The organism is Mycobacterium shunyiense, assembly GCF_058270075.1.
Genome location: NZ_JBZDPU010000014.1, coordinates 539,158 through 558,490, shown reverse-complemented (window position 1 = coordinate 558,490; position 19,333 = coordinate 539,158). Strand labels below are relative to the sequence as shown.

Below are 19,333 nucleotides of genomic sequence, written 5' to 3'. Positions count from 1 at the left end.
GGTCGGCGCCGAGCCCGCACCACGCACCCTTGACTCCGTTCTGGACGGTTCCTACAGTCGACCTTGTCAATTCGAGAGACTATCTCGAATATTAGAGAATTGGTATGCGATGCGCGCAGTTGTCCTCCGGGCCGGTCAACTCCAGGTCCGCGAGATCCCTGATCCCGTACCGGGTCCCGGCGAGCTTCTCTTGCGGGTGCTCAGTACCGCGATCTGCGCGTCCGACGTCCACTTCATGGACCACCCCGAACTCGGTCTCAACGATCCGACCGGCCGATCGCTCTATGACGCGGACCGTGACGTCGTGCTGGGCCACGAGTTCATCGGCGAGGTCATCGGTCACGGGCCCGGCTGCAGCGATCAGTTCCCCGTGGGTAGCCGAGCCACGTCGATCCCCATCAGGCTGGTCAAAGGTGGCGCCGACGGCGCCCACATCATCGGCCAGCACCCGGACACCCCAGGGAGTTTCGCCGAACTGCTGGTAGTGGCTGAATCGATCGCCCGCCCCGTCACCGGCGGCGCCTCGGATGACGCCGTCGCGCTGACGGACGCTTTCGCAGTCGGCGAGTTCTATGTCCGATCCGCCCGGCTCGAGCCCGGCGAGATCCCCATCGTGATCGGCGCCGGGGCGATCGGGCTGTCCGCGGTCGCGGCATTGGCCCGCCGTGGCGTCGAACCGATCATCGTCTCGGACTTCCAGGCCGACCGATGTGCCCTGGCGTGCAAGGCGTTCGGCGCCCACGTCGCCGTCGACCCGGCCGAACGCTCACCGATGGACGTCTGGCGCGAGGTACGCGCCGAACGCAACCTGTGGGGCCCGGCGGTGGTGTTCGAATGCGTCGGCGCATCGGGTCTGATCCAGAAGATCGTCGAGGAATCCGAGATGGGTACCCGGATCTACTGTGCGGGCGGTTGGTACACCGGCGACACCCTCGACATCACCACCGCCACCCGGCAGGGCGTGACCTTGCAGTTCGGCGGCGGGCCGTGGCCGCAGGACTGGTACGGGACGCTGGACGCCATCGTCTCCGGAGACCTGGACCCGACACCCAGCATCGGCATGGTGGTGCCACTCGACGAAGTTCCCGACGCGCTCGACCTGGCCCGCCGCTCGGCAGGACCCGCGCGAATCATTGTGCATCCGAACGGAGACCACGCATGACCACCCACGAAGACCACCTGGACATCATCGACGTACTGGTCCGCTACGCCACCGGGATCGACCGGCGGGACTGGCCGCTGTTCCGCACCGTCTTCACCGATGACTGCGTGCTGGACTACGGCGACATCGGCAAGTGGAACGGAGTCGACGCCGTCACCGAGTTCATGGACCAGTCCCACGCCATGGCCGGGCACACCATGCACCGGCTGAGCAACCACGCGATCACTGTTGACGGGGATACCGCCACCGCGCGCACCTACATCGACGGACTGATCCTGGCACAGGACAACAACTCCGGCGTCAACGCCGTCGGCTTCTACGACGACGATTTGGTCCGAACCTCAGCGGGCTGGAAGATCGCGCGACGACAGTTCACCGCGGTACGGATAGCCAATGTCTGACTTCACAGATCGGTACGGTCCGTGGGCGCTGGTGGCGGGCGCCTCCGACGGGGTCGGCTCCGCAATGGCCGAGGAGTTGGCGCGGCGTGGCCTCAACGTGGTGCTGCTGGCCCGGCGACAAGAGGTTCTCGATGACGTGGCAGCGGCCATCACGGCACGTACCGGCGCGCAAACGCGAACGCTGGCAATAGATCTGGCTACGCCCGGGGCAGCCGGCGAAGTGATCGCTGCGACCGAGGATCTCGATATCGGCTTCCTGGTCTACTGCGCGGGCGCCGATCCGAACTTCCGGCCGTTCCTGTCCAGCCCTCTGTCGGACGCCGAATCGCTGGTGCAACGCAACTGCCTGGTGCCGATGCAACTGTGCCATCACTACGCCCAGCCCATGGTGGAGCGAGGCCGTGGCGGCATCGTCATCTTCGGGTCCGGGGCCGGATTCGCCGGCGGACCGAACATGGTGGCCTACGGCGCGAGCAAGGCCTTCGACATGGTGTTCGCCGAGGCACTCTGGACCGAGCTGCAGCCCTCGGGTGTCGACGTACTCGGGCTGATTCTCGGTAAGACCGATACTCCTGCCCTGCGCAAGCTGGAACATGAGCGAGGCCAGATCTCCTCACCCGAGCACACTCCGCCGGGTGCGGCGGCCGTCGATGATGTGGTGGCGGCGGCATTCGCCAATCTCAGCGAGGGACCGACGTGCCTGGTGGGTCCCGAGATTCAGGCGGCGGCCCAGTTGATGGCCTCCGTCAGCCGCAACGATGCGGTGCGGTTCATCGCGCAGGCGGTCACCGCCGCGATGGGCTGAGGCGAACGGGGACGGTCAGCGGCCCTCGGATGGCGGGGGTATCGCGCCACGTAGGGCTGCCCACCAGCGTCGGTCGGCGTCGCAGCATGTGTCGCAGGGCGGCCGTTGTTTCCAACCGAGCCAACGGGGCACCCAGGCAGTAGTGCGCGCCGTGTCCGAATGTCAACGGGGCAGGTCCCGACCGGCCGGGACGGAATCGGTCTGGATCCGGGTAGAACGCGGGATCGCGGTTGGCAGCCGCGACGCAGGCCAGGACGGTTTCACCCCGTCGGATGTCGATGCCGGCAAGAGTCTGGTCGGCGGTGGCGGTACGACCGGTCGCCTGGACGGGGCCGTCGAGGCGCAACAGTTCAGTGACTACTGCCGGGTCGGCAAGGTCGATCCCGTCTGCCGGGCATATGCCGTCGGGGTCCGGAGTGAGCAGGCGGACAAGGCTGGAACCGAGCAGGTTTGCGGTGGTTTCGTGTCCGGCTACTGCGACGAGAATGGCGGTGACGACGACTTCGTCGAGAGTGAGGCCAGGGTCGGCAGCGATGTAGCTGAGCAGGTCGTCACGGGGATGGCTGCGCCGATCAGCGGCAGCGGGCAACATGTCGGTGAGTAGCGCCGCGGCCGCTCCGATCCCCACTTCGAGTTCGCCCCGATCGGCGAAGCCACCGAGGAGGCGGATGATCGCCGGTGAATTCTCGCGCAGTGCTGAGCACTGATCGACGTCGAGCCCCAACCATGCGCCGATCACCGCGATCGGCAGTGGGAGGGCAATCTGCGCCATCGCATCGAAGGGTCGGTCTGCGGGAATCGTGGAAATCGTTTCATGACATATAGATTCGATGCCTTCGGTCAGTCGGTTGATGAATGTCTTGCCGAAGACATCCCGAACGGCGCCCCGCAATCGGCCGTGGGCGGAGCCGTCGGTGAACAGCATGTTGGCTTCCACGAATGACGAGTTGAAGAATTCCGCTGCGCCGGCGGTCGCCAGGTTTGCGCGGGGGTCGCTGGTCCAATGCTGTCCGGCCAGCACCTCGCGGACTGCGCGATAGCCGAGGACCAGCCATGCCCGCGCGGTGTCGTCCCATACGACGTCGCCGTCGCGGCGCCGTGCGTCGTAGAACAGATAGGGATCGGCCGCGTCCCAGGGAAGTCGTGCCTGCGCGAGATCAGGGATGGTCATGGTGATCCAATCCGCAGGGCAATCCGCGTTCGCGGACCCAGGCATGGTGCAGCTTCCCGAGTTCGGTGGTGGGCTCGGCGACGCCGGAGAGGTCTTCGAGTATCGACCGTACCGGCAGGGTCGCCCGCAATCCGGCCGCGATGTGATCGAAGGCGATCTGGAGGCGTGGCAGGAACACGAATTCGCGGGTCACCGTCATGTCACCGGTCGTCCGATAATTCTGGTCACCGCCGAACATCGACTGCAAGGTGCGCCGTGCGATTTCTGGGCCGTAGGTCACTGGCTGAGGAAGGTTGGTCGCGAAGGCTATGTCCGACACAATGCGCCGCAGTTCTTGAGGTTTGAGCGATGCCTCGTCTGATATCAGTCCCATTTGAAGCATGAAGTCGCGGCAATCGTCATAGCGGCCGTCCATCCCGGCGTGCATCAATGCCAGGAACAGCCAGCGGGGTCTCTCGGCGAAGGTCTGCACGCAGCCGAAATCAAGACAACCGACAGTTCCGTCGGGGTTGAAGCGGAAGTTGCCGGGGTGTGGGTCCACCTGGACGAGGTTGCCGTGGCGGGAACCGCTGTTGATGAACCGGAAGATCACCTCGGCCCAGGTGTTCCGCAAGTCTTGGTCAGCGTTTTGAGCTGCGGCCCAATCCACCCCGTCGAGATAGGTCATGGTCAGTACCCGGTCACTGGATGCCTCCGGGATGACGTCCGGGATCCGGATGAACGGGTGGCCCCTCAGCAGGGCAGCGAACGCCGTGATCATCGCGGCCTCGTGCCGATAGTCGACTTCCTCGGTGATCCGCGCGGTGATCTCGGCGGCCATGGCCCTGATGTCGATGGTCATGCCGGTCGCGGCGGCCCCCAGGCGCATGAATGTCAGCAGTAGCTCGGTGTTGGCCAGGTCATCGCGGATCGCCTGCGCCACACCGGGGTACTGAATCTTGACCGCCACCACACGGCCATCGCGCAGCACCGCCCGGTGCACCTGACCGACCGATGCGGCCGCGATCGGTTCATCGTCGAACTCGGCGAAACAATCGTTTTCTGGGCCGAGTTCACCCTCGAGGACGGTATGCACGAGCGCGGCGGGCATCGGCGGCGCTTCGGCCCGTAACCGAGCCAACGCTTTCTGATACGGGGCGAACCCCGAATTGCCGATCGCGTCGGCGTCGAACATCGACAGAATCTGGCCGGCCTTCATCAAAGCACCCTTGGAATGACCCAACAGCTCGGTGTAATGCTCAGCCGTGCGTTCGTGGAACCGCTCGACGGCGCCTTGCGAACCGGTCTTCTCCCGGATTCCCGCAACCAGCCGCCCACCGGCAGCACGAGCCGTGAACCCGGCCAGCGGCATGGTTCGGCGGAGCCTGCCGCGAGGCACCACATTGTCGGCCGGGGTCATCCGACCTCCCTCCTGAGCCTTGTGTGGTCATCGAAGGCGCCGGGTAGACTTCGTTCACGCACCCAGGCGTGGTGCAGCTTTCCCAATTCAGTTGCGGGTTCGGCAACTCCGTCCATGTCATCGACGATGCTCCGCGCCGGCAGCGTGGCGTGCAGGTCGGCGCAAATATTCGTCAGGGCCTGATTGACCCGCGGAGCGAAGGCGTAGTCATCGGGCACTTGCATGCGAGAGAGCGGATTAGCGGAGTCGGGGCTGAACATCCAACGCGTGGTTCGTGCGGTGCTCTTGGGCGTGTAAGTAACCGGCTGCGGGGCGGCGATGACGTCGTAGAACACTTGAGTCCAGAAATCGCAGAGCTCTTCGCCGGTGATCTGGTAGTCGTCGGTGATGAATCCGGCTCTGATTACGTCAGCACGCAGGTCGTCGAGACGTTTGTCGATGGTGTTGCGCACGATGGAAATCCACATTCTGCGCTTCTGTTCCGCCAGAACCTTGATGCAGCCGAAATCGACGAAGCCGACACTGCCGTCCTTGCCGAACCTGTAATTGCCGGGGTGCGGATCGGCGTGCAGCAGGTTGCTGTGCCGTAGGTTCGAGTAGCTGAACCGTGTGACCACTTCCGCCCAGCGGTTCTTGAGATCTTGTTCGGCTTGTTGCGCTGCAGCCCAATCGATTCCGTCGATGTAGGTCATGGTGAGGACCCGGTCCGTGCAAGCATGTCCGACGATGTCGGGGATACGGAAGAACGGATGGTCGACATACAGCTGATGGAAGGTGGCGATCATTTTCGCCTCACGCTGGTAATCCACTTCTTCAGCGATACGAGCGGCGTACTCGCGCGCCAGCTCGCGTGGGTCGAAGACGATCCCCGAGGCCGAAGTGGCGAACCGCAAGAACGTGGCGATGAGTTCCGTGTTGGCGAGATCCTCTCGGATGGCCTGTGCCACACCGGGGTATTGCACCTTGACCGCAACGTCGCGTCCGTCGGGCAGAACGGCGCGGTGAACTTGTCCGATCGAGGCCGACGCGATCGGCTCGTCGCTGAACTCGGCGAAAGTCGCCACTCCGCCGTCGAGCTCATCGTTCAAGACGTCGCGGACAAGCGCCGGCGCCATGGGAGGAGCATCAGCCTGAAGCCGGACCAGTGCTTGTTGATAGGGCCCGAATCCGCCCGTACCGACATCTGAGGAGTCGATCAACGACATCAGCTGACCAACCTTCATCAGGACACCCTTGGAGTGGCCCAGCATCTCGACATAGCGCTCGGCGGTGCGCTCATGAAACCGCTGTACGGCACCACCGTCACCGGCGAGTTGCTGCACTCCCGCGACGAGGCGGCCGCCGGCAGCACGGGCAGTGAAGCCGGCCAAGGGCATGGTCCGCCGGAGTCGGCCTTGCGGCACATGGTTGTGCTGTTCTGCCATCGAACCACTCCCACCGGGTTGGACTCGTAGTACAGTGCATTCATACGAAGAGTAAGTGATCACTTGCAGGAGGTCAACGATGTCGGCCGGATCAACCCGGGAACGGCTGGTCACCGAGGCGATGAAGTTGTTCAGCGACAGGGGTTTTGAAGCCACAAGCGTCTCCCAGATCGAAGCCGCAGCAGGCTTGTCGGCCGGCTCGGGGGCCCTCTACCGCCACTTCAAATCCAAGGACGCCCTGCTGTCAGCCGGCATCGACCGCCAACTGGACCGCCGCGCAGCCATGCAGGACATCCGCGCTCTCTTCGCCGGCCTCGGGGACCTCCACAGCGAACTGACCGTGCTGGGTCGCTACCTGCTCACGGTGATCGACCAGGAAAGCGAACTACTCCAGATCGCCGCCCGCACGCCGGCAGGTCTGTCCGACCGTCTCGACACTGCGTACGCCGCGCTCGCCGACGGGCTGTGCGCCGAACTGAACGGGTGGATCGGCGCATGGGCGCCGAACAAGTCACCTGACGAGACCCGGGTGCTGGCCTCGCTCGGCATCAACAGTCTGCTCGGAGAACGGCTCGCGTCCAACCTTTTCCGCCGGCCGACGGCGCAATCTGCCGACGACGAGTATCTGCGGGAATGGACCGGTACCCTCGCCGCGCGCGTGGAGTCATTCAGCTAAGCGTGCCATCGAGGTTCACACCACCCGGTGGGGCTAAGGCCCGCGTACTGCCTTGCCGCTGACGGCATTGCCATTGCTTATGGGCTGCCATGGGTCGGGAGTGTCGAGCGGCAGCCACCCGAGCGGAATTTCCGGCTCCACGGCTTCCAGGGCGCATGGTTCTGGGTCCCAGAGGTGTTCGAGGCTGGGAAGGTCAGGTTGGCAGAATGTGCTGTCCCAGTCCGTGTTCCAGTCGAAATCCCACTCTGCGTCCGGCTCGAACTCGGGACCTGGCTTCAGGTCCCAGTCCGGGTCTGGGTCAAGCATCGGCACCGGCCACGGCTCCGGGTCTTGGGTGAGGTTCAGGTCCGGCTGAGATTGTTGTTGGGGGCCTGCTCCCCGTTCCCATCCCCATGTGGGATCCGGTGTGAGGTCGGCTGGTGCGCGTCCGGATTCGGGTGGGGTGAGCAGCAGTTCGGGGCGGTGAAGGTAGTTGATGCGGTTTTGGCCGTGATCCAGCTCTGGCGGCGGGTGCCACTGCACGACACCGTCGGCGGTGATAGTGGTGCTGTAGCCGCCGTCGTCATCGACCAGGCGATTGTCGGGCCCGCAGGCCAATGCCATCACGTCGACATTGGTGTTACCGCCGGCAGCCCAGTCGGCCTCGCCGTGATGGGCTTGACAGCCGTAAGCACCGACGGTGCAGCCCGGTTTGGTGCAGCCCCCGTCGCGGGCGATGAGCATGATGCGTTGAGCCGGGCTGGCGACACGCCGAGCCCGAAAATAGTTCAACGCCGTCCCGGTGGCCCGATCGAACACCGCCAAGTAATGACTGGCGTGAGCACCCATGCGGATGACGTCGCCGATGGGCACCTTCGTCCCACCCCCGCTGACCCCGATCCCGGCACGCGATTCCAGGTCGTGCAAGGTGGTACGCACGATGATCGACACCGGTAACCCGTTGAGCTGACCCAGATCCGTCATCAACGCGATCCGCCCGATCACCACCAACGCGTCGTGCTGACGCTGAGCCAAACTGCGCTGATCATTGTCGATCTGGGCCTGGGTGGGGGTGCCCGACGTGCAGGGCTGCTCGTCGTCGGGGTTGCACATCCCGGGCGCGGCGAACTTGGCGAACAGCACCTCCCACACCGCAGCCGCCTCCGGGGTCAGGTTCGCCGTCAACGCGGTCATGGCATCACGGCCCTGCTTGCCGACACTGACCCCGCGTTTGCGGGCCCGTTCGATGTCATCAGGTTCGGGGCCGTCCTGATCGAGCAGGAACAACCGCAACTCGGCGGTGTCTTTGAGTTCTTTGGGACCCACCCCGACCGCGACCCGCACCAGGTCGGCTTCGAACTGTTCGCGGGTCACCTGATCGACGAACCCCGGTAGCCGGTGCACCGCATCACGCAAAACCTTCACGTGATCGGCGGTGATCAACCCCGCACCTTGCGCGGCAGCCACCACCGGCAACACCGCAGGCAACGGGTCCCCGGTCAACGAACGGCGCGGCCCCAACTCGGCGGCCTCACCCAATCGCCGGCCGGCCTCAGCGGTCGACAGCCACCACCGGATCCGCAGCACCTCATTCCAGGATTTGGCACCCAACTCCTGCGAGGTGGCTGCGGCCTGCAACTGCGCGAGCAGCCGATGCATCGGCGAGGGCATCTGACACAGCAGTTCCTCGTACTCGTCGAGCACCGCCACCAGCTCAGACCGGGTCAACGAAGCCAAATCACACCCGGCGAACGCGTCGAAAGCCGCGCGTAACCCCGCTACCGCCCGGACCGCACCCGCCTCCATGAATCGAACATACATTCGACCACCGACAAGTGCGGCCGCGTGCGCTAGATGTTATGTCTCAGGACATCGGTGACAGTTCTGCATCAGGACATCGGTGACAGTTTCGGTGGTCTTGGTGGTGACACTTCTGCGCTCAGGCTCAGGCGGTGGCTGTCAATGAACCAATCGATCCTCGGATCCGTCTGGCGATCGCGCAGTGGCCCGATGACGCACCCCGCGGCGCGGTCTCGACGTTCTGCGCCGAGCACGGCATCTCGCGAAAGTCGTTCTACGAGCTACGCAAACGCGTTAAGTCCGATGGGCCGGCCGCGGTACTGGAACCCCGGACCCGACGCCCGAAGTCCAGTCCGTCGACTTTGAGCGATGAGCTCAAGCAACAGGCCGTGGCAGTGCGTGCTGCCCTGGAGGCCTCCGGTCTGGATCACGGGCCGATCAGTGTGCACGAGAAGATGCACGCGATGGGCCTGCAGCAGGTGCCTTCCACGGCGTCGCTGGCACGCATCTTCCGCGAGGCCGGAGTGGCACGCCAGGAGCCGAAGAAAAAGCCCCGCTCAGCATGGCGACGGTTCGTGTATCCGGCCCCCAACGCGTGCTGGCAACTCGACGCCACCGAGTACGTCTTGACCCGTGGACGCAAGTGTGTGGTCTTCCAACTCATCGATGACCACTCCCGCTACGCCGTGGCCTCGCACGTGGCCTGGGGTGAAACCGCCGAGGCTGCGATCGCCGTCTTCGACAAAGCTGTCGCCAATCATGGGGTGCCCCAACGACTCCTGTCCGACAACGGAGCAGCACTGAACCCGTCGCGGCGCGGGTGCATCGGCCAACTCGTCACCCACGTGAGCGCTCTGGGCGTGGAGGCGATCACGGGCAAGCCCTACAAGCCCACCACCCAAGGCAAAAACGAACGCTTCCACCAAACCCTGTTCCGCTACCTCGACAAACAGCCTCTCGCCGAGACACTCAACGAACTGCAAGCCCAGGTCGACGAATTCGACCGCATCTACAACACCGAGCGCCCTCATCAAGGGCTGCCCGGCCGCGTCACCCCGCTGACCGCGTGGGAAGCGACCCCCAAGGCAGATGCACCCCGACCAAAACCTGACCGACCCATCTTCCAGCGCATCCCCAGCCGCCACCAACGGCCCCGACCGCAGCTGCCCGCCGACCTGCCCGCCGGCACGCACCTCAGAACGGTGACCACATCAGGCACGATCGGCCTGGACTCGGTGTCCTACAAGGTCGACGTGAACCTCACCTTCGAGCACGTCCTCGTCGTCAGCACCGGCAACAACACCGGCGATGCGGTCATCATCACCGACCTGCACGGCGAAGTCCTCGCCGAGCACACCCGCCCCGCACCCGGCATCACCTACGTCGGCAACGGCCGACCCCCAGGAACCCGCCCCAAGACCACAGAACCGTCACCGAAGTCCTGATACACCAACTGTCACCCATGTCCTGATGCAGAACTGTCACCGATGTCCTGATACATCACAGCCGCGTGCGCTAGACCCGGTCCGGGGCCCAGTACTCCAGCATCTCGGCGAAGGTCTCGAACGCCGGCTTCGACACCCCGTAGGCCGCTTCGAAGTGGATGCTCAACGGGAAACCGAGCTCGGCCACGCCGTCGATGACCCGCTTGTAGAGGTCGAGCATCAGGCGGCGCTTGTCCGCGGGCTCCCGCTGGGCCAGGTCGGTGACGAATGCCTGCTCAGCGGCGACGGCCTCGTTGCCCGGGTCCTGGATGAGCCAGTTGATCAGACCGACCTTGGTCTCCATCTTCGGCACGAACCCGAACGACAGCAGGATCTCTGGGCGGTGATCGGTGGTCTTGGCGAGCTCGGTCAGGAACTCGACGATGGCGTCGGAGTACAGCAGCTGGGTCATGCCGTATGTCGCGCCCCGGTCGCATTTGAAGTTGAACCTGCCCTGCTCGCCCTCACGGGTGGGGATCAGGATGGCGCCGCGGTTGGGCACCAGCTCCTCATAGGTCGACAGGGCATCGGTCGGGGCCACACCCTCGCCCTCGCCGTCCTTCATCGTCCGGGGCACGCCGACGAACGCGATGCCCTCGAAACCCGCCGCACTCAGATCGGTCAGGCGCTTGCCCAGCGCCTCGGAGTCCAGGAACGAGGTGACCTGTGTGCACAGACCGCGCATGCCGGGCAGCTCAGGCCGGAGGATGTTCCAGTAGTCCAGGACATCCATCCGTGGCTTCATCTCGATCGGACGGTCGTCGTCCTCATCGATCATCCCGGGGATCATCACGTGGCGGATCCGGCCTTCGATACCGGTCTCAGATGCCAAGGCGAGCACTTTTCGCGCCTCGTCAACGGGGTACTGCACACCGCGGTCAAGGGTGGGCGGGACGAGTTCCAGCGCGATGGTGTTCAGAGGCACCTGATTGCTCCACACTCTCATTACATTCAGACACGGCGTCATGGGCGGCGTTGACCATGACCGGCCGGTCCATCCACCCTACGGAGCCAGGCCGTGCGACCACACAGGTACCTCCGCCAACCCGCAGCGTGGTAGACCACCTGCATGGCTGAGCGCGTCACATTCCCCAGTTCGACAGGCCCGATGCTGGCCGGGGTGATCGATCGGCCCGACGGACCGGTGCGCGGCTGGGGCGTGTTCTCCCATGGCTTCACCCTCGGCAAGGACTCTCCGGCCGCCTCGCGCATCTGCAAACAGCTGGCTGCCGACGGCATAGGAATGCTGCGCTACGACGCACTCGGCCTGGGCGGATCCGAGGGCGACTGGGGTGACGGCTCCTTCACCCACAAGACCCAGGACATCATCGAGGCCTGCAAGTTCATGGCCGAGCGCGGCACCCCGGCCGACATCCTGATCGGACATTCGTGGGGTGGTTCGGCCGTCATTGCCGCGGCCCGCCGATCACCGGGTGTCCGGGCCGTGGTGACCGTGGGTGCACCGTTCGATCCCACACACGTCGAGCGTCAATACGACGCGGTGATCGAGCAGGTCTGCGCCGAGGGCAGCGGGCAGTGGATGGTCGGCGGGAAGACCCTGACCCTCAAGCGCGCATTCGTCGAGGATGTCCGGGCCACAGAGCTGCTCGACAAGATCAAGGGCCTCAAGATGCCACTGCTCATCCTGCACTCCCCGACCGACAACACCGTCGGCATCAAGAACGCCAGCGACATCTTCTGGGCCGCCCGCCATCCGCGCAGCTTCGTCTCGCTGGAAGGTTCCGAACACCTGTTGACCGGGCCCGGGCAGGCCAAACGCGCCGGACGAATCATCGGCGCCTGGGCCGACGCCTACCTCGACGTGCGATAGCGTCGCTACATGTCTGACGCAGCCACTCAGATCGCGTTCGTGCAAGCCACCTGGCATCGCAACATCGTCGACAAGGCCCGCGAGGGGTTCACCGAGCAGATCGGCACCCATGGCTTCGACGGCGCGGCCCTGGAGTTCTTCGAGGTTCCCGGCGCCTTCGAAATTCCGCTCACCGCAAAGCGTCTGGCACTCACCGGACGTTACCGGGCGATCGTCGCGGCCGGGCTCGTGGTCGACGGCGGCATCTATCGCCACGAGTTCGTGGCCACCGCGGTGATCGACGGACTGATGCGCGTGCAGCTCGACACCGATGTGCCGGTGTTCTCCGTCGTGCTCACCCCGCATCACTTCCACGAGCACGACGAGCACATCGAGTACTTCACCAAGCACTTCGTCAAGAAGGGCGCGGAGGCCGCCAACGCCGTCGCGGCCACCCTGGCGTTGCACAGCTCGCTGGATTAGTCGCGCACCAGGGCGTCCCGGCCGGCCTGGATCACCTCGTCTCGCGCCACCACCTTCACGCGCTCTCGCCCCTGGACCTCCCCCAGTGAGATCTCGTGAGAGTCGAGGCGCTCCCATTCCGCCCACGTGGTGTAGTCGACACCGGTGGCCGACAGGTGCTCGAGTATCGCGTCAGGATCGCGAGTTTCGGGAGTACGCAGACCCGGCAGGTCGTCGAGCAGGCTCGCAACGGTTTCGGCCGCATCGGACTTGGTATGTCCGATCAACCCGATCGGGCCTCGCTTGATCCAACCCGTCACGTAGGCGGCATCGATCAGCCCACCGTCGATATCCAGCACCCGGCCCGCGTCATTCGGCACCACGCCCGCGTGGTGGTCGAACGGCAGCTCCGCCAGATGCGACGACAGATAACCCACGGCACGGTACACCGCTTCCACCCGCCAATCGGTGAATTCTCCTGTGCCGCGGACATTCCCGTCGCCACACAGTTCGGTGCGCTCGGTGCGCAGGCCCGCGACCCGCTCTGTGCCCAGTACCGCCACCGGCGACTGGCACAGGTGAAGGTGAATGCGGTGCGGCGCACCGGTGGGTTCGCGCTGCAGATACTTCATCATGGTGTCCACCACGAGCCTGGTCGACTTGCTCGTGTTGATCGCGTGCTGGCTGGCGTCGTCGATCTCGAAACCCTCCGGATGCACGATGACATCGACGCTGGGCGAGTGTGACAGCTCGCGAAACTCCATGGGGCTGAACTTGATCTGCGCCGGACCGCGGCGGGCGAAGACGTGGACGTCGGTGGCCTGGTTGGCGGCCAGCCTCTGGTAGACGTTGCCCGGGATCTCGGTGCTGAGTTGTTCGTCGGCCGGCTTGGCCAGCATCCGCGCGATGTCGAGTGCCACGTTGCCCGCACCGAGCACGGCGACGCGCTTCGCGGTCAGCGGCCAAGTGCGCGGCACGTCGGGATGCCCGTCGTACCAGGACACGAAGTCGGCGGCACCGTAGCTTCCCGGCAGATCGATGCCCGGGATGTCCAGCGCCCGGTCGGCCCTGGCGCCGGTCGAGAAGATCACCGCGTCGTAGTGGCGGCGCAGATCGGCCAACCGCAGATCCGTGCCGTAGTGGACATTGCCGATGAACCGCACGCTGTTCTCGTCACGGGAGAGCACGCGGCGCAGTGCCTTGATGATCTCTTTGATCCGCGGATGATCCGGGGCGACTCCGTAACGCACGAGTCCGTACGGGGCAGGCAACCGGTCGAATACGTCGACGCGCGCGTGCTCGTACTCCTTGGTCAGGATGTCGGCGGCGTAGATGCCGGCCGGGCCCGCGCCGATGACTGCTACCTGGATCTTCCTCATGCCACCCCTTCTATTTAGGTAAGGCAAGCCTAAATAGAAGGGGTGGCCGTGTGAGGGCTTCCCTACGAGATCCCTGTCACGGTGCGGTGGCGCGCCGCACGTGCCCGGCGATGTGGTCGTAGACCTTCCTGGTGACGTCGACGTTGTTGCTCATGATGTTGTAGCCGTGGTCGACGTCGGGCACTTCGTAGTACTCGGCCAATGCGCCGACCGCGTCGAGTTTCTCGGCGTATCGCCACGCCTCGTCGCGCAACCGGTCGTACTCGGCGGTGACGATCAGCGCCGGGGCGATGCCCTCGATTCCGTCGGCGTTCGCGCCCCAGGCCGGGGACGCCAGCCGGTCGGTGCGACGGGCGCGATCGGGTATGTAGGCGGTATCGAACACCTCGCCCATCCACGGCTTCAACACGGCCTTGGCGCCCACCGGGGAGTGTTTGTCCTTGGTGGCAGTGACCAGGTCCAGCGGCGGGTAGTGCAAGACCTGTAACGCGATCCGCGGTCCACCGCCCTCCAGCGCCAGCCGCGCGGCCGCCGCGGACAAGCTGCCGCCCGCACTCTGCCCACCCACACACAACCGGCTGCCGTCCCAGTCATGTTCGGGCTTCGAGACCCAGCTCAGCACGTCATAGATCTGTTCGGCCGGGGCGGGAAACCGACGATGCGGGGCCAGTAGGTAATCGACGTTGATCACAACGACATCCGCGTGTGCGGCGAGGAAACGGCACCACGGGTCGTCCTGCTCTCGGTGTCCGACGACGAAACCTCCGCCGTGCACGTTCACGTACACCGCGGGCTTTCCCTCGCCGGCCGCCGGGTGATACACCGTGGCGGCAACGTCACCGTGACGGGTCGGGATCGCGATCAGCGTTGTGCGGCCGGGTATTTCGGGGAACCGAACGGCACTCATGGGCCCCGGACGCACTCCTACGGAGAACAATCGGGCCAGGGCATCAGCCACCATCGGCGTGGACAGTATGGACACGTTTTCCTTCGCATGAGCGGTGAGTTCAGTTGGTTCAACTGAGGGTGTCGGACGGATTCTCACCGAAGGTACGCCGGTAGGCAGCCGCGAAACGCCCGGTATGGGCGAATCCCCATCGAGCCGCGACGGCTTGCACCGTCGTTGTCGCCGGATCGGCGTTCAGAAGCTGGCGCCGCGCGAGGTCCAGACGCACCCGGCGCAGATATCCCATCGGCGAGACCTCGAGATGGCGCCGGAACATGTATTGCAACGCGCGGGGCGTGACGTAGACCGCCTCGGCGATGTCGGCAAGGGCGATATCGCGGTCGGCGTTGGCTTCGATGTAGGCGATGGCTCGCCGCAGCAGCGCCGGTTTCGCGTCGCGCCGATCGGTCGGACCGGGTTCGAGCCCGGCGTTGGTCGGCATCGTGGAGACCACGGTCGCAGCCAGCATCGAGGCGGTGGCCGAGGCCAGCAGAGGCGGTACGGGCCCACTCCTGGCCTGCACGACCGAGCGCACGTACTCGATCGCGACGGTGAGCTGGTACCCCGCCTGCGCCGATACCGGGCGATGGCCGGTGAACCGCACGGATCCGCCCGGTTCGCTGGGGCCCGTCGTCGCGACGCGCCCCAGCAATTCGGTGTCGAACATGGTCAGGTCGTAACCGGCCCGGCAGACCCGGCCCGAGTAGGGCAGCTCGGGCGGCGAGAACAACGTGACGTCTCCGGGCCCGAACACATCCTGCGGTTCGCCGATGAAGTTCTCCTCGATACGGCCCGAGTGCACTCTGCACAAGCAGATCCGGTTCAGCGGATCAGCGTCGTACGACATGTGATAGTCGAGCTCGAGTTCGTCGAAACTGATCGACCCCAGCCACTTCCGGACGATGCGCGTCGTCGGGCGCTCGCCCGGACCCCGGCCGATGGACATCTTCGTGTACGCGCGCGCCAAGAAGTCCTCGGTGGCGCCGAGGTTCGTACTGGTGAAATCCAGATCTTCGTTCGCCGTCATCACGTTTCGCTCGAGGTGGACTCACTGGGGCGCGGTCGCTGCCCCAGAAAGCCATTCTACCTGCATTGCTTACGTTGTATACGGCACCAGCGGGAGGGTCAGCCAGAACCGGCCGTCGCGCCCGTGAGGCCCACGACGGGCAGGTGATGGTCCGCGAACACCTTCAGCAGCGGACGCAACGCACTTCCGACCACCACATGCCAGGCCGCGCACTTCTGGTTGCACTCGTCGGCGAAGGCCAACAGTTCGCGGAAACCACTGATCGCCATGAAATCCACCGCGCGTAGATCCAGGACGAAAGGGGTCCCCGGCTGAATGAGCCGGCGGATCGCGGCGATCAATCGGTCCGCGTTGCAGATATCGATTTCTCCCTCGACCACCAGCACAGTGGCCGGGCCACGGATATGCGCCGAGACCCGCGCTCCGGCGCAGTCGACGACTGCGGTGTCGGAAGAACGGACCGGACGCAGCCGATCCGCGTAGTGAACAGCAGTCATGACACTCCATCGCCTAGCTACAAGGGAGCGAGGTGCGACCCTCGATCACGTAACTTTGGCTGTGTCCTCAACCGCATTGAGACTATCGCGATCACCGCCGGCAGGGATCGATTCGGATCCCCGCGCACGAGCCTTCGATAACTCGAAACGCCTTCACTCCCAGCCTTTTTCGCCGCAGAGCACGCGGTTCTGCAGGTGACGAGGATTTCGTTGCCTGGATCGGCTCGTACCTCTGGATGTTCGTTTATTGACCCGCATGCCCGAGGCGCCGTGTCACAGGCCATGTTCAGTTCTTTATGTGAATCCGGCCACCCGGCGATCGCCAAGGACCCGGAAACTCCTGGACATCGACCCAATCCCCACAAACGTGAACATGGCTCATGTCAGCGATGTGCGACGATTCAGGCGTGGTCACCCACAAGCCACTACGGCGCCGCCAACCAGTACAGGAGCGCAGCAGACGACGCGTCGAGCGCATCCGGGCTGCGGCGCTCGAGCTGCTCGAGACTGAGGGCGTCGACGCCGTCACCACCCGCGCCATCGCCCACCGCGCCGAAGTTCCGGTCGCGACGGTGTACCAGTTCTTCCCGAACCGGGATGCGATCCTGCAGGAGATCGTCACCGACCACCTGGACCGTCGCGATGCCGAAGGCGCAGCAGTCCTGGCCGCGCTGGCGCCGACCAGCCTCGCCGAGGTCGCCCACGGCATCTTCGAATTCCACTACGAACACCTGCGGAACCATCCGCACCTGGTCAACTTGCACTACACCAGCCTGGCGAGTGGACAGATCGCCGATCCGCGAGTGCGCCGGGCCGAGTTCGCCACCGCGCTGCATGCCGGCCTGCTGCACTGGGGGCTGCTGCGGGAGGATACCGATCCGCTTGTGACGATGGTCGCCGTCGAGATGGGTGATCGCCTGCTGGAGATGGCCTTTCACGCCGGCCCCGAGAAGGACCGCGCGATTCTCACCGAGGGCGAACACGCGCTCACCCAGTATCTGCAGGCCTACGCCGCACCCACCGCCTGATCAAAGCCACCGGCGCGGAGTTGCTTGGCCAGCGCGAACCGGGTGAGCGTGCCGACGAACCGGTCGAGTTGCGTTGGCCGGGCGCGCATCCGCGGGCCGAAGGCCCATTGCCCATCACAGCGTTCGAGTACGAGCTCCTCCACCGGCTCGTCGAACACCGGGGTCGCCACGCCCGGCGAGCTCGCATCAGTCCAGTTTTCGACGATGTGCGCCTGCAGGCGGCCGCCGTCGACCCGCCGGACCCGTACCGACGTCGGCGTGACCGATACGGCGAGTGTGGTGGTTTCGAAATCGCCGCCGATCCCGACCTGGACGACGTCGTCGACGAGGGGAACACTCAGCCAGGTGGTTTCGGGCCGAAGTTGGTCCAGCAGCCGGTCCAGACCGGCCGTCTGCAGGGTCGACGAACACGCACGCATACCGTTAATGATTATCATTTTCACCAACTGCCCTCAACTTCTCGGGCAACTGCGCAGCTCAGCAGGTCAGCGGCGGGCCCCGCTGCCACCGACTTCGGCGGCCAGTGGCGGCGGCAACGGTGTCGTCGGCGTGGGCGACGCGGTGGCCGGAGCGGGAGCCGCGCCCGGACTCTTCACCGAGTCCTGTGTGGCGGGGGCGCCGGGGCGGTGAAAGTCGATCATCGCCTCCTCCCGGATCACCTTCTCCCCCACACTGAGCACCAGCGACTTCGCCGTAACCAGGTACTCGATCCCGGCGTTGTCCACCCGGAACGCGCCGTCGTCGTTCCGCGTCGCGGGCACGATCAGCTTGGCGCCGTCGCGCAGCCGGACACCGCGGTACTCGTACTTGCCGCCCGACACCGAACAGATCGCAACCCTGGAGGCGTCAGTGCTGCCGTACAGCACGGTGGCGTCCGCGCTCGGACACCGTGCCGTCGAGTCGACATATCCACGGCCATCACTGGCCGGCGCGGCCGAGACCGACGGAACACCCACCGCGAGCAACGTGACACCCGCCGTCACCGCAGCGGTGAGACAGCGACGCGGGGACCAGACACCAGACATCGGTTACCACTGAACCACGGCTTTGCTGTTTACGAGAGCGTCAACCCCGAGACAGCACCGAATCGTTAGGTCCCCGCAATACAACCGGTTCTGACGGGGAGAACACCACCGCGATCCGGCCGTAGCCCTGCGTCACCCAGGACACGGCTGGGTCTCGGAGATCAGCCGGTCCTGTTCCCCATGGCGTGGTCAGGCAATCAAGAGCGAACGGCATTGCGCTGGAGGTGGTTCGAGACTAAAGCGCCAGGCTGCGCATGGTCCTGACCACGAAGTCGTCCAGCAGGGCGTCGCGGGTGGGCCAGTCGTTGGTGGTGATCAACAGGGCATAGAAGCCGAGCAGGAAGAAAACCGCACTGTTCCACGGGCTGACGTCGGCAGCAACCTCACCTTGCTGCTGGGCCAGTTCGATCTCGCGCGCGACACCCGAGATCACCGGGTGCTCCTGGCTGTCCGGCGCGGGGGGACGGGTCTGCGAGAAATGCAGGGCCAGAAAGTCTTTGAACAACACGTCACCTAGCCGTCGTTCCAGGCCGATGACGAGCCGCATCGACTCGCGCAGCCCGTCCTCCAGGGTGTGCGGCTTCTTGAGGAACTGCGTGTACAGCTTGGCGATACGTACCTCTTCGCGCTGCTCGAGTTCGAGCAGCACATGTTCCTTGGTGGGGAAGTGAAAGAAGAACGTGCCGTGTGCGACGCCCGCCGCAGTGACGATCGTGCCCACATCCGCTTCGGCCATCCCGGCGCGCTTGAACTCGGCGATCGCCGCACCCATCAACCGCTCACGCGTCTGTAGGCGCTTCGCCTCACGCGCGGACAGCCCGTCTGCCACAGCCATTCCATTCCTTCGTGTTGACCGGG

At 65.2% G+C, this 19,333-nt stretch carries 20 protein-coding genes; 8 read left to right on the top strand and 12 right to left on the bottom strand.

Features of this window, described 5'->3' with window-relative positions; genetic code table 11:
• Positions 1-109: 109 nt before the first annotated feature.
• From AC4ELH_RS13665 to AC4ELH_RS13655, 3 genes are read left to right on the top strand one after another with little or no spacing between them, the layout of a single operon-like run.
• The gene (locus AC4ELH_RS13665) at positions 110-1,162 is read left to right on the top strand and encodes a zinc-binding dehydrogenase (RefSeq protein ID WP_498884906.1); all 1,053 of its coding nucleotides are present in this window, start codon (positions 110-112) and stop codon (positions 1,160-1,162) included.
• A complete protein-coding gene (locus AC4ELH_RS13660) occupies positions 1,159-1,563 on the top strand; it encodes a nuclear transport factor 2 family protein (protein ID WP_498884904.1) in 405 nt (134 codons plus the stop codon). Before AC4ELH_RS13665 ends, AC4ELH_RS13660 begins: the two co-directional genes overlap by 4 nt.
• Positions 1,556-2,368 (top strand): SDR family NAD(P)-dependent oxidoreductase, encoded by an 813-nt coding sequence (locus AC4ELH_RS13655; RefSeq protein WP_498884902.1) that lies wholly within the window; start codon positions 1,556-1,558, stop codon positions 2,366-2,368. The genes AC4ELH_RS13660 and AC4ELH_RS13655 overlap by 8 nt, the downstream gene beginning before the upstream one ends.
• On the opposite strand, the gene AC4ELH_RS13650 is transcribed toward AC4ELH_RS13655, so the two are convergent.
• Genes AC4ELH_RS13650 through AC4ELH_RS13640 form a run of 3 tightly spaced genes read right to left on the bottom strand, consistent with a single transcriptional unit; the run spans position 2,349 to position 6,362 of the window.
• Complete coding sequence (locus AC4ELH_RS13650) at positions 2,349-3,539, bottom strand: cytochrome P450 (RefSeq protein WP_498884900.1); 1,191 nt, start codon at positions 3,537-3,539, stop codon at positions 2,349-2,351. The genes AC4ELH_RS13655 and AC4ELH_RS13650 overlap by 20 nt on opposite strands.
• A complete protein-coding gene (locus AC4ELH_RS13645) occupies positions 3,526-4,938 on the bottom strand; it encodes an ABC1 kinase family protein (protein ID WP_463791733.1) in 1,413 nt (470 codons plus the stop codon). Before AC4ELH_RS13645 ends, AC4ELH_RS13650 begins: the two co-directional genes overlap by 14 nt.
• Positions 4,935-6,362 (bottom strand): ABC1 kinase family protein, encoded by a 1,428-nt coding sequence (locus AC4ELH_RS13640; RefSeq protein WP_498884898.1) that lies wholly within the window; start codon positions 6,360-6,362, stop codon positions 4,935-4,937. Before AC4ELH_RS13640 ends, AC4ELH_RS13645 begins: the two co-directional genes overlap by 4 nt.
• Before the next feature lie 79 nt (positions 6,363-6,441).
• Here AC4ELH_RS13640 and AC4ELH_RS13635 point away from each other — a divergent pair, with 79 nt between their 5' ends.
• Positions 6,442-7,038, top strand: a complete 597-nt coding sequence (locus AC4ELH_RS13635; protein WP_498884896.1) for a TetR/AcrR family transcriptional regulator — start codon at positions 6,442-6,444, stop codon at positions 7,036-7,038.
• A 33-nt stretch (positions 7,039-7,071) separates the two neighbouring features.
• On the opposite strand, the gene AC4ELH_RS13630 is transcribed toward AC4ELH_RS13635, so the two are convergent.
• Positions 7,072-8,838 (bottom strand): HNH endonuclease signature motif containing protein, encoded by a 1,767-nt coding sequence (locus tag AC4ELH_RS13630; RefSeq protein ID WP_498884895.1) that lies wholly within the window; start codon positions 8,836-8,838, stop codon positions 7,072-7,074.
• A gap of 131 nt (positions 8,839-8,969) precedes the next feature.
• On the opposite strand from AC4ELH_RS13630, the gene AC4ELH_RS13625 reads away from it, so the two are divergent.
• Positions 8,970-10,262, top strand: a complete 1,293-nt coding sequence (locus AC4ELH_RS13625; protein ID WP_498884893.1) for an integrase core domain-containing protein — start codon at positions 8,970-8,972, stop codon at positions 10,260-10,262.
• 70 nt (positions 10,263-10,332) lie between these two features.
• On the opposite strand, the gene AC4ELH_RS13620 is transcribed toward AC4ELH_RS13625, so the two are convergent.
• A complete protein-coding gene (locus AC4ELH_RS13620; protein ID WP_498884892.1) occupies positions 10,333-11,226 on the bottom strand; it encodes a mycobacterial-type methylenetetrahydrofolate reductase in 894 nt (297 codons plus the stop codon).
• Between the two features lie 144 nt (positions 11,227-11,370).
• Here AC4ELH_RS13620 and AC4ELH_RS13615 point away from each other — a divergent pair, with 144 nt between their 5' ends.
• Positions 11,371-12,132: an alpha/beta hydrolase family protein gene (locus AC4ELH_RS13615; protein WP_055118957.1), complete on the top strand. Its 762-nt coding sequence runs from the start codon at positions 11,371-11,373 to the stop codon at positions 12,130-12,132.
• Between the two features lie 9 nt (positions 12,133-12,141).
• Positions 12,142-12,594, top strand: coding sequence for a 6,7-dimethyl-8-ribityllumazine synthase (locus tag AC4ELH_RS13610; protein ID WP_064880485.1), 453 nt, complete (start codon positions 12,142-12,144; stop codon positions 12,592-12,594).
• On the opposite strand, the gene AC4ELH_RS13605 is transcribed toward AC4ELH_RS13610, so the two are convergent.
• From AC4ELH_RS13605 to AC4ELH_RS13590, 4 genes are all read right to left on the bottom strand, one after another.
• Positions 12,591-13,952 (bottom strand): FAD-dependent oxidoreductase, encoded by a 1,362-nt coding sequence (locus AC4ELH_RS13605; protein WP_498884890.1) that lies wholly within the window; start codon positions 13,950-13,952, stop codon positions 12,591-12,593. The genes AC4ELH_RS13610 and AC4ELH_RS13605 overlap by 4 nt on opposite strands.
• A 76-nt stretch (positions 13,953-14,028) precedes the next feature.
• On the bottom strand, positions 14,029-14,934 hold the full coding sequence (locus tag AC4ELH_RS13600) for an alpha/beta hydrolase (RefSeq protein WP_448444614.1): 906 nt from the start codon (positions 14,932-14,934) through the stop codon (positions 14,029-14,031).
• Between the two features lie 34 nt (positions 14,935-14,968).
• A complete protein-coding gene (locus AC4ELH_RS13595; protein WP_498884887.1) occupies positions 14,969-15,925 on the bottom strand; it encodes an AraC family transcriptional regulator in 957 nt (318 codons plus the stop codon).
• A 98-nt stretch (positions 15,926-16,023) separates the two neighbouring features.
• Complete coding sequence (locus AC4ELH_RS13590; protein ID WP_448444610.1) at positions 16,024-16,422, bottom strand: STAS domain-containing protein; 399 nt, start codon at positions 16,420-16,422, stop codon at positions 16,024-16,026.
• 407 nt (positions 16,423-16,829) lie between these two features.
• Here AC4ELH_RS13590 and AC4ELH_RS13585 point away from each other — a divergent pair, with 407 nt between their 5' ends.
• On the top strand, positions 16,830-17,450 hold the full coding sequence (locus AC4ELH_RS13585) for a TetR/AcrR family transcriptional regulator (protein ID WP_498884885.1): 621 nt from the start codon (positions 16,830-16,832) through the stop codon (positions 17,448-17,450).
• Here AC4ELH_RS13585 and AC4ELH_RS13580 read toward each other — a convergent pair.
• The 3 genes from AC4ELH_RS13580 to AC4ELH_RS13570 all read right to left on the bottom strand — a co-directional run bounded on the left by AC4ELH_RS13580 (position 17,429) and on the right by AC4ELH_RS13570 (position 19,310).
• Positions 17,429-17,869 carry a hypothetical protein gene (locus AC4ELH_RS13580; protein ID WP_448444607.1) on the bottom strand — a complete coding sequence of 147 codons (441 nt, stop codon included), beginning with the start codon at positions 17,867-17,869 and terminating at the stop codon, positions 17,429-17,431. The two genes, AC4ELH_RS13585 and AC4ELH_RS13580, sit on opposite strands and share 22 nt — an antisense overlap.
• A gap of 66 nt (positions 17,870-17,935) precedes the next feature.
• Positions 17,936-18,475 carry a hypothetical protein gene (locus AC4ELH_RS13575; protein ID WP_498884884.1) on the bottom strand — a complete coding sequence of 180 codons (540 nt, stop codon included), beginning with the start codon at positions 18,473-18,475 and terminating at the stop codon, positions 17,936-17,938.
• A gap of 235 nt (positions 18,476-18,710) precedes the next feature.
• The gene (locus AC4ELH_RS13570) at positions 18,711-19,310 is read right to left on the bottom strand and encodes a TetR/AcrR family transcriptional regulator (protein ID WP_498884882.1); all 600 of its coding nucleotides are present in this window, start codon (positions 19,308-19,310) and stop codon (positions 18,711-18,713) included.
• Positions 19,311-19,333: the final 23 nt, after the last annotated feature.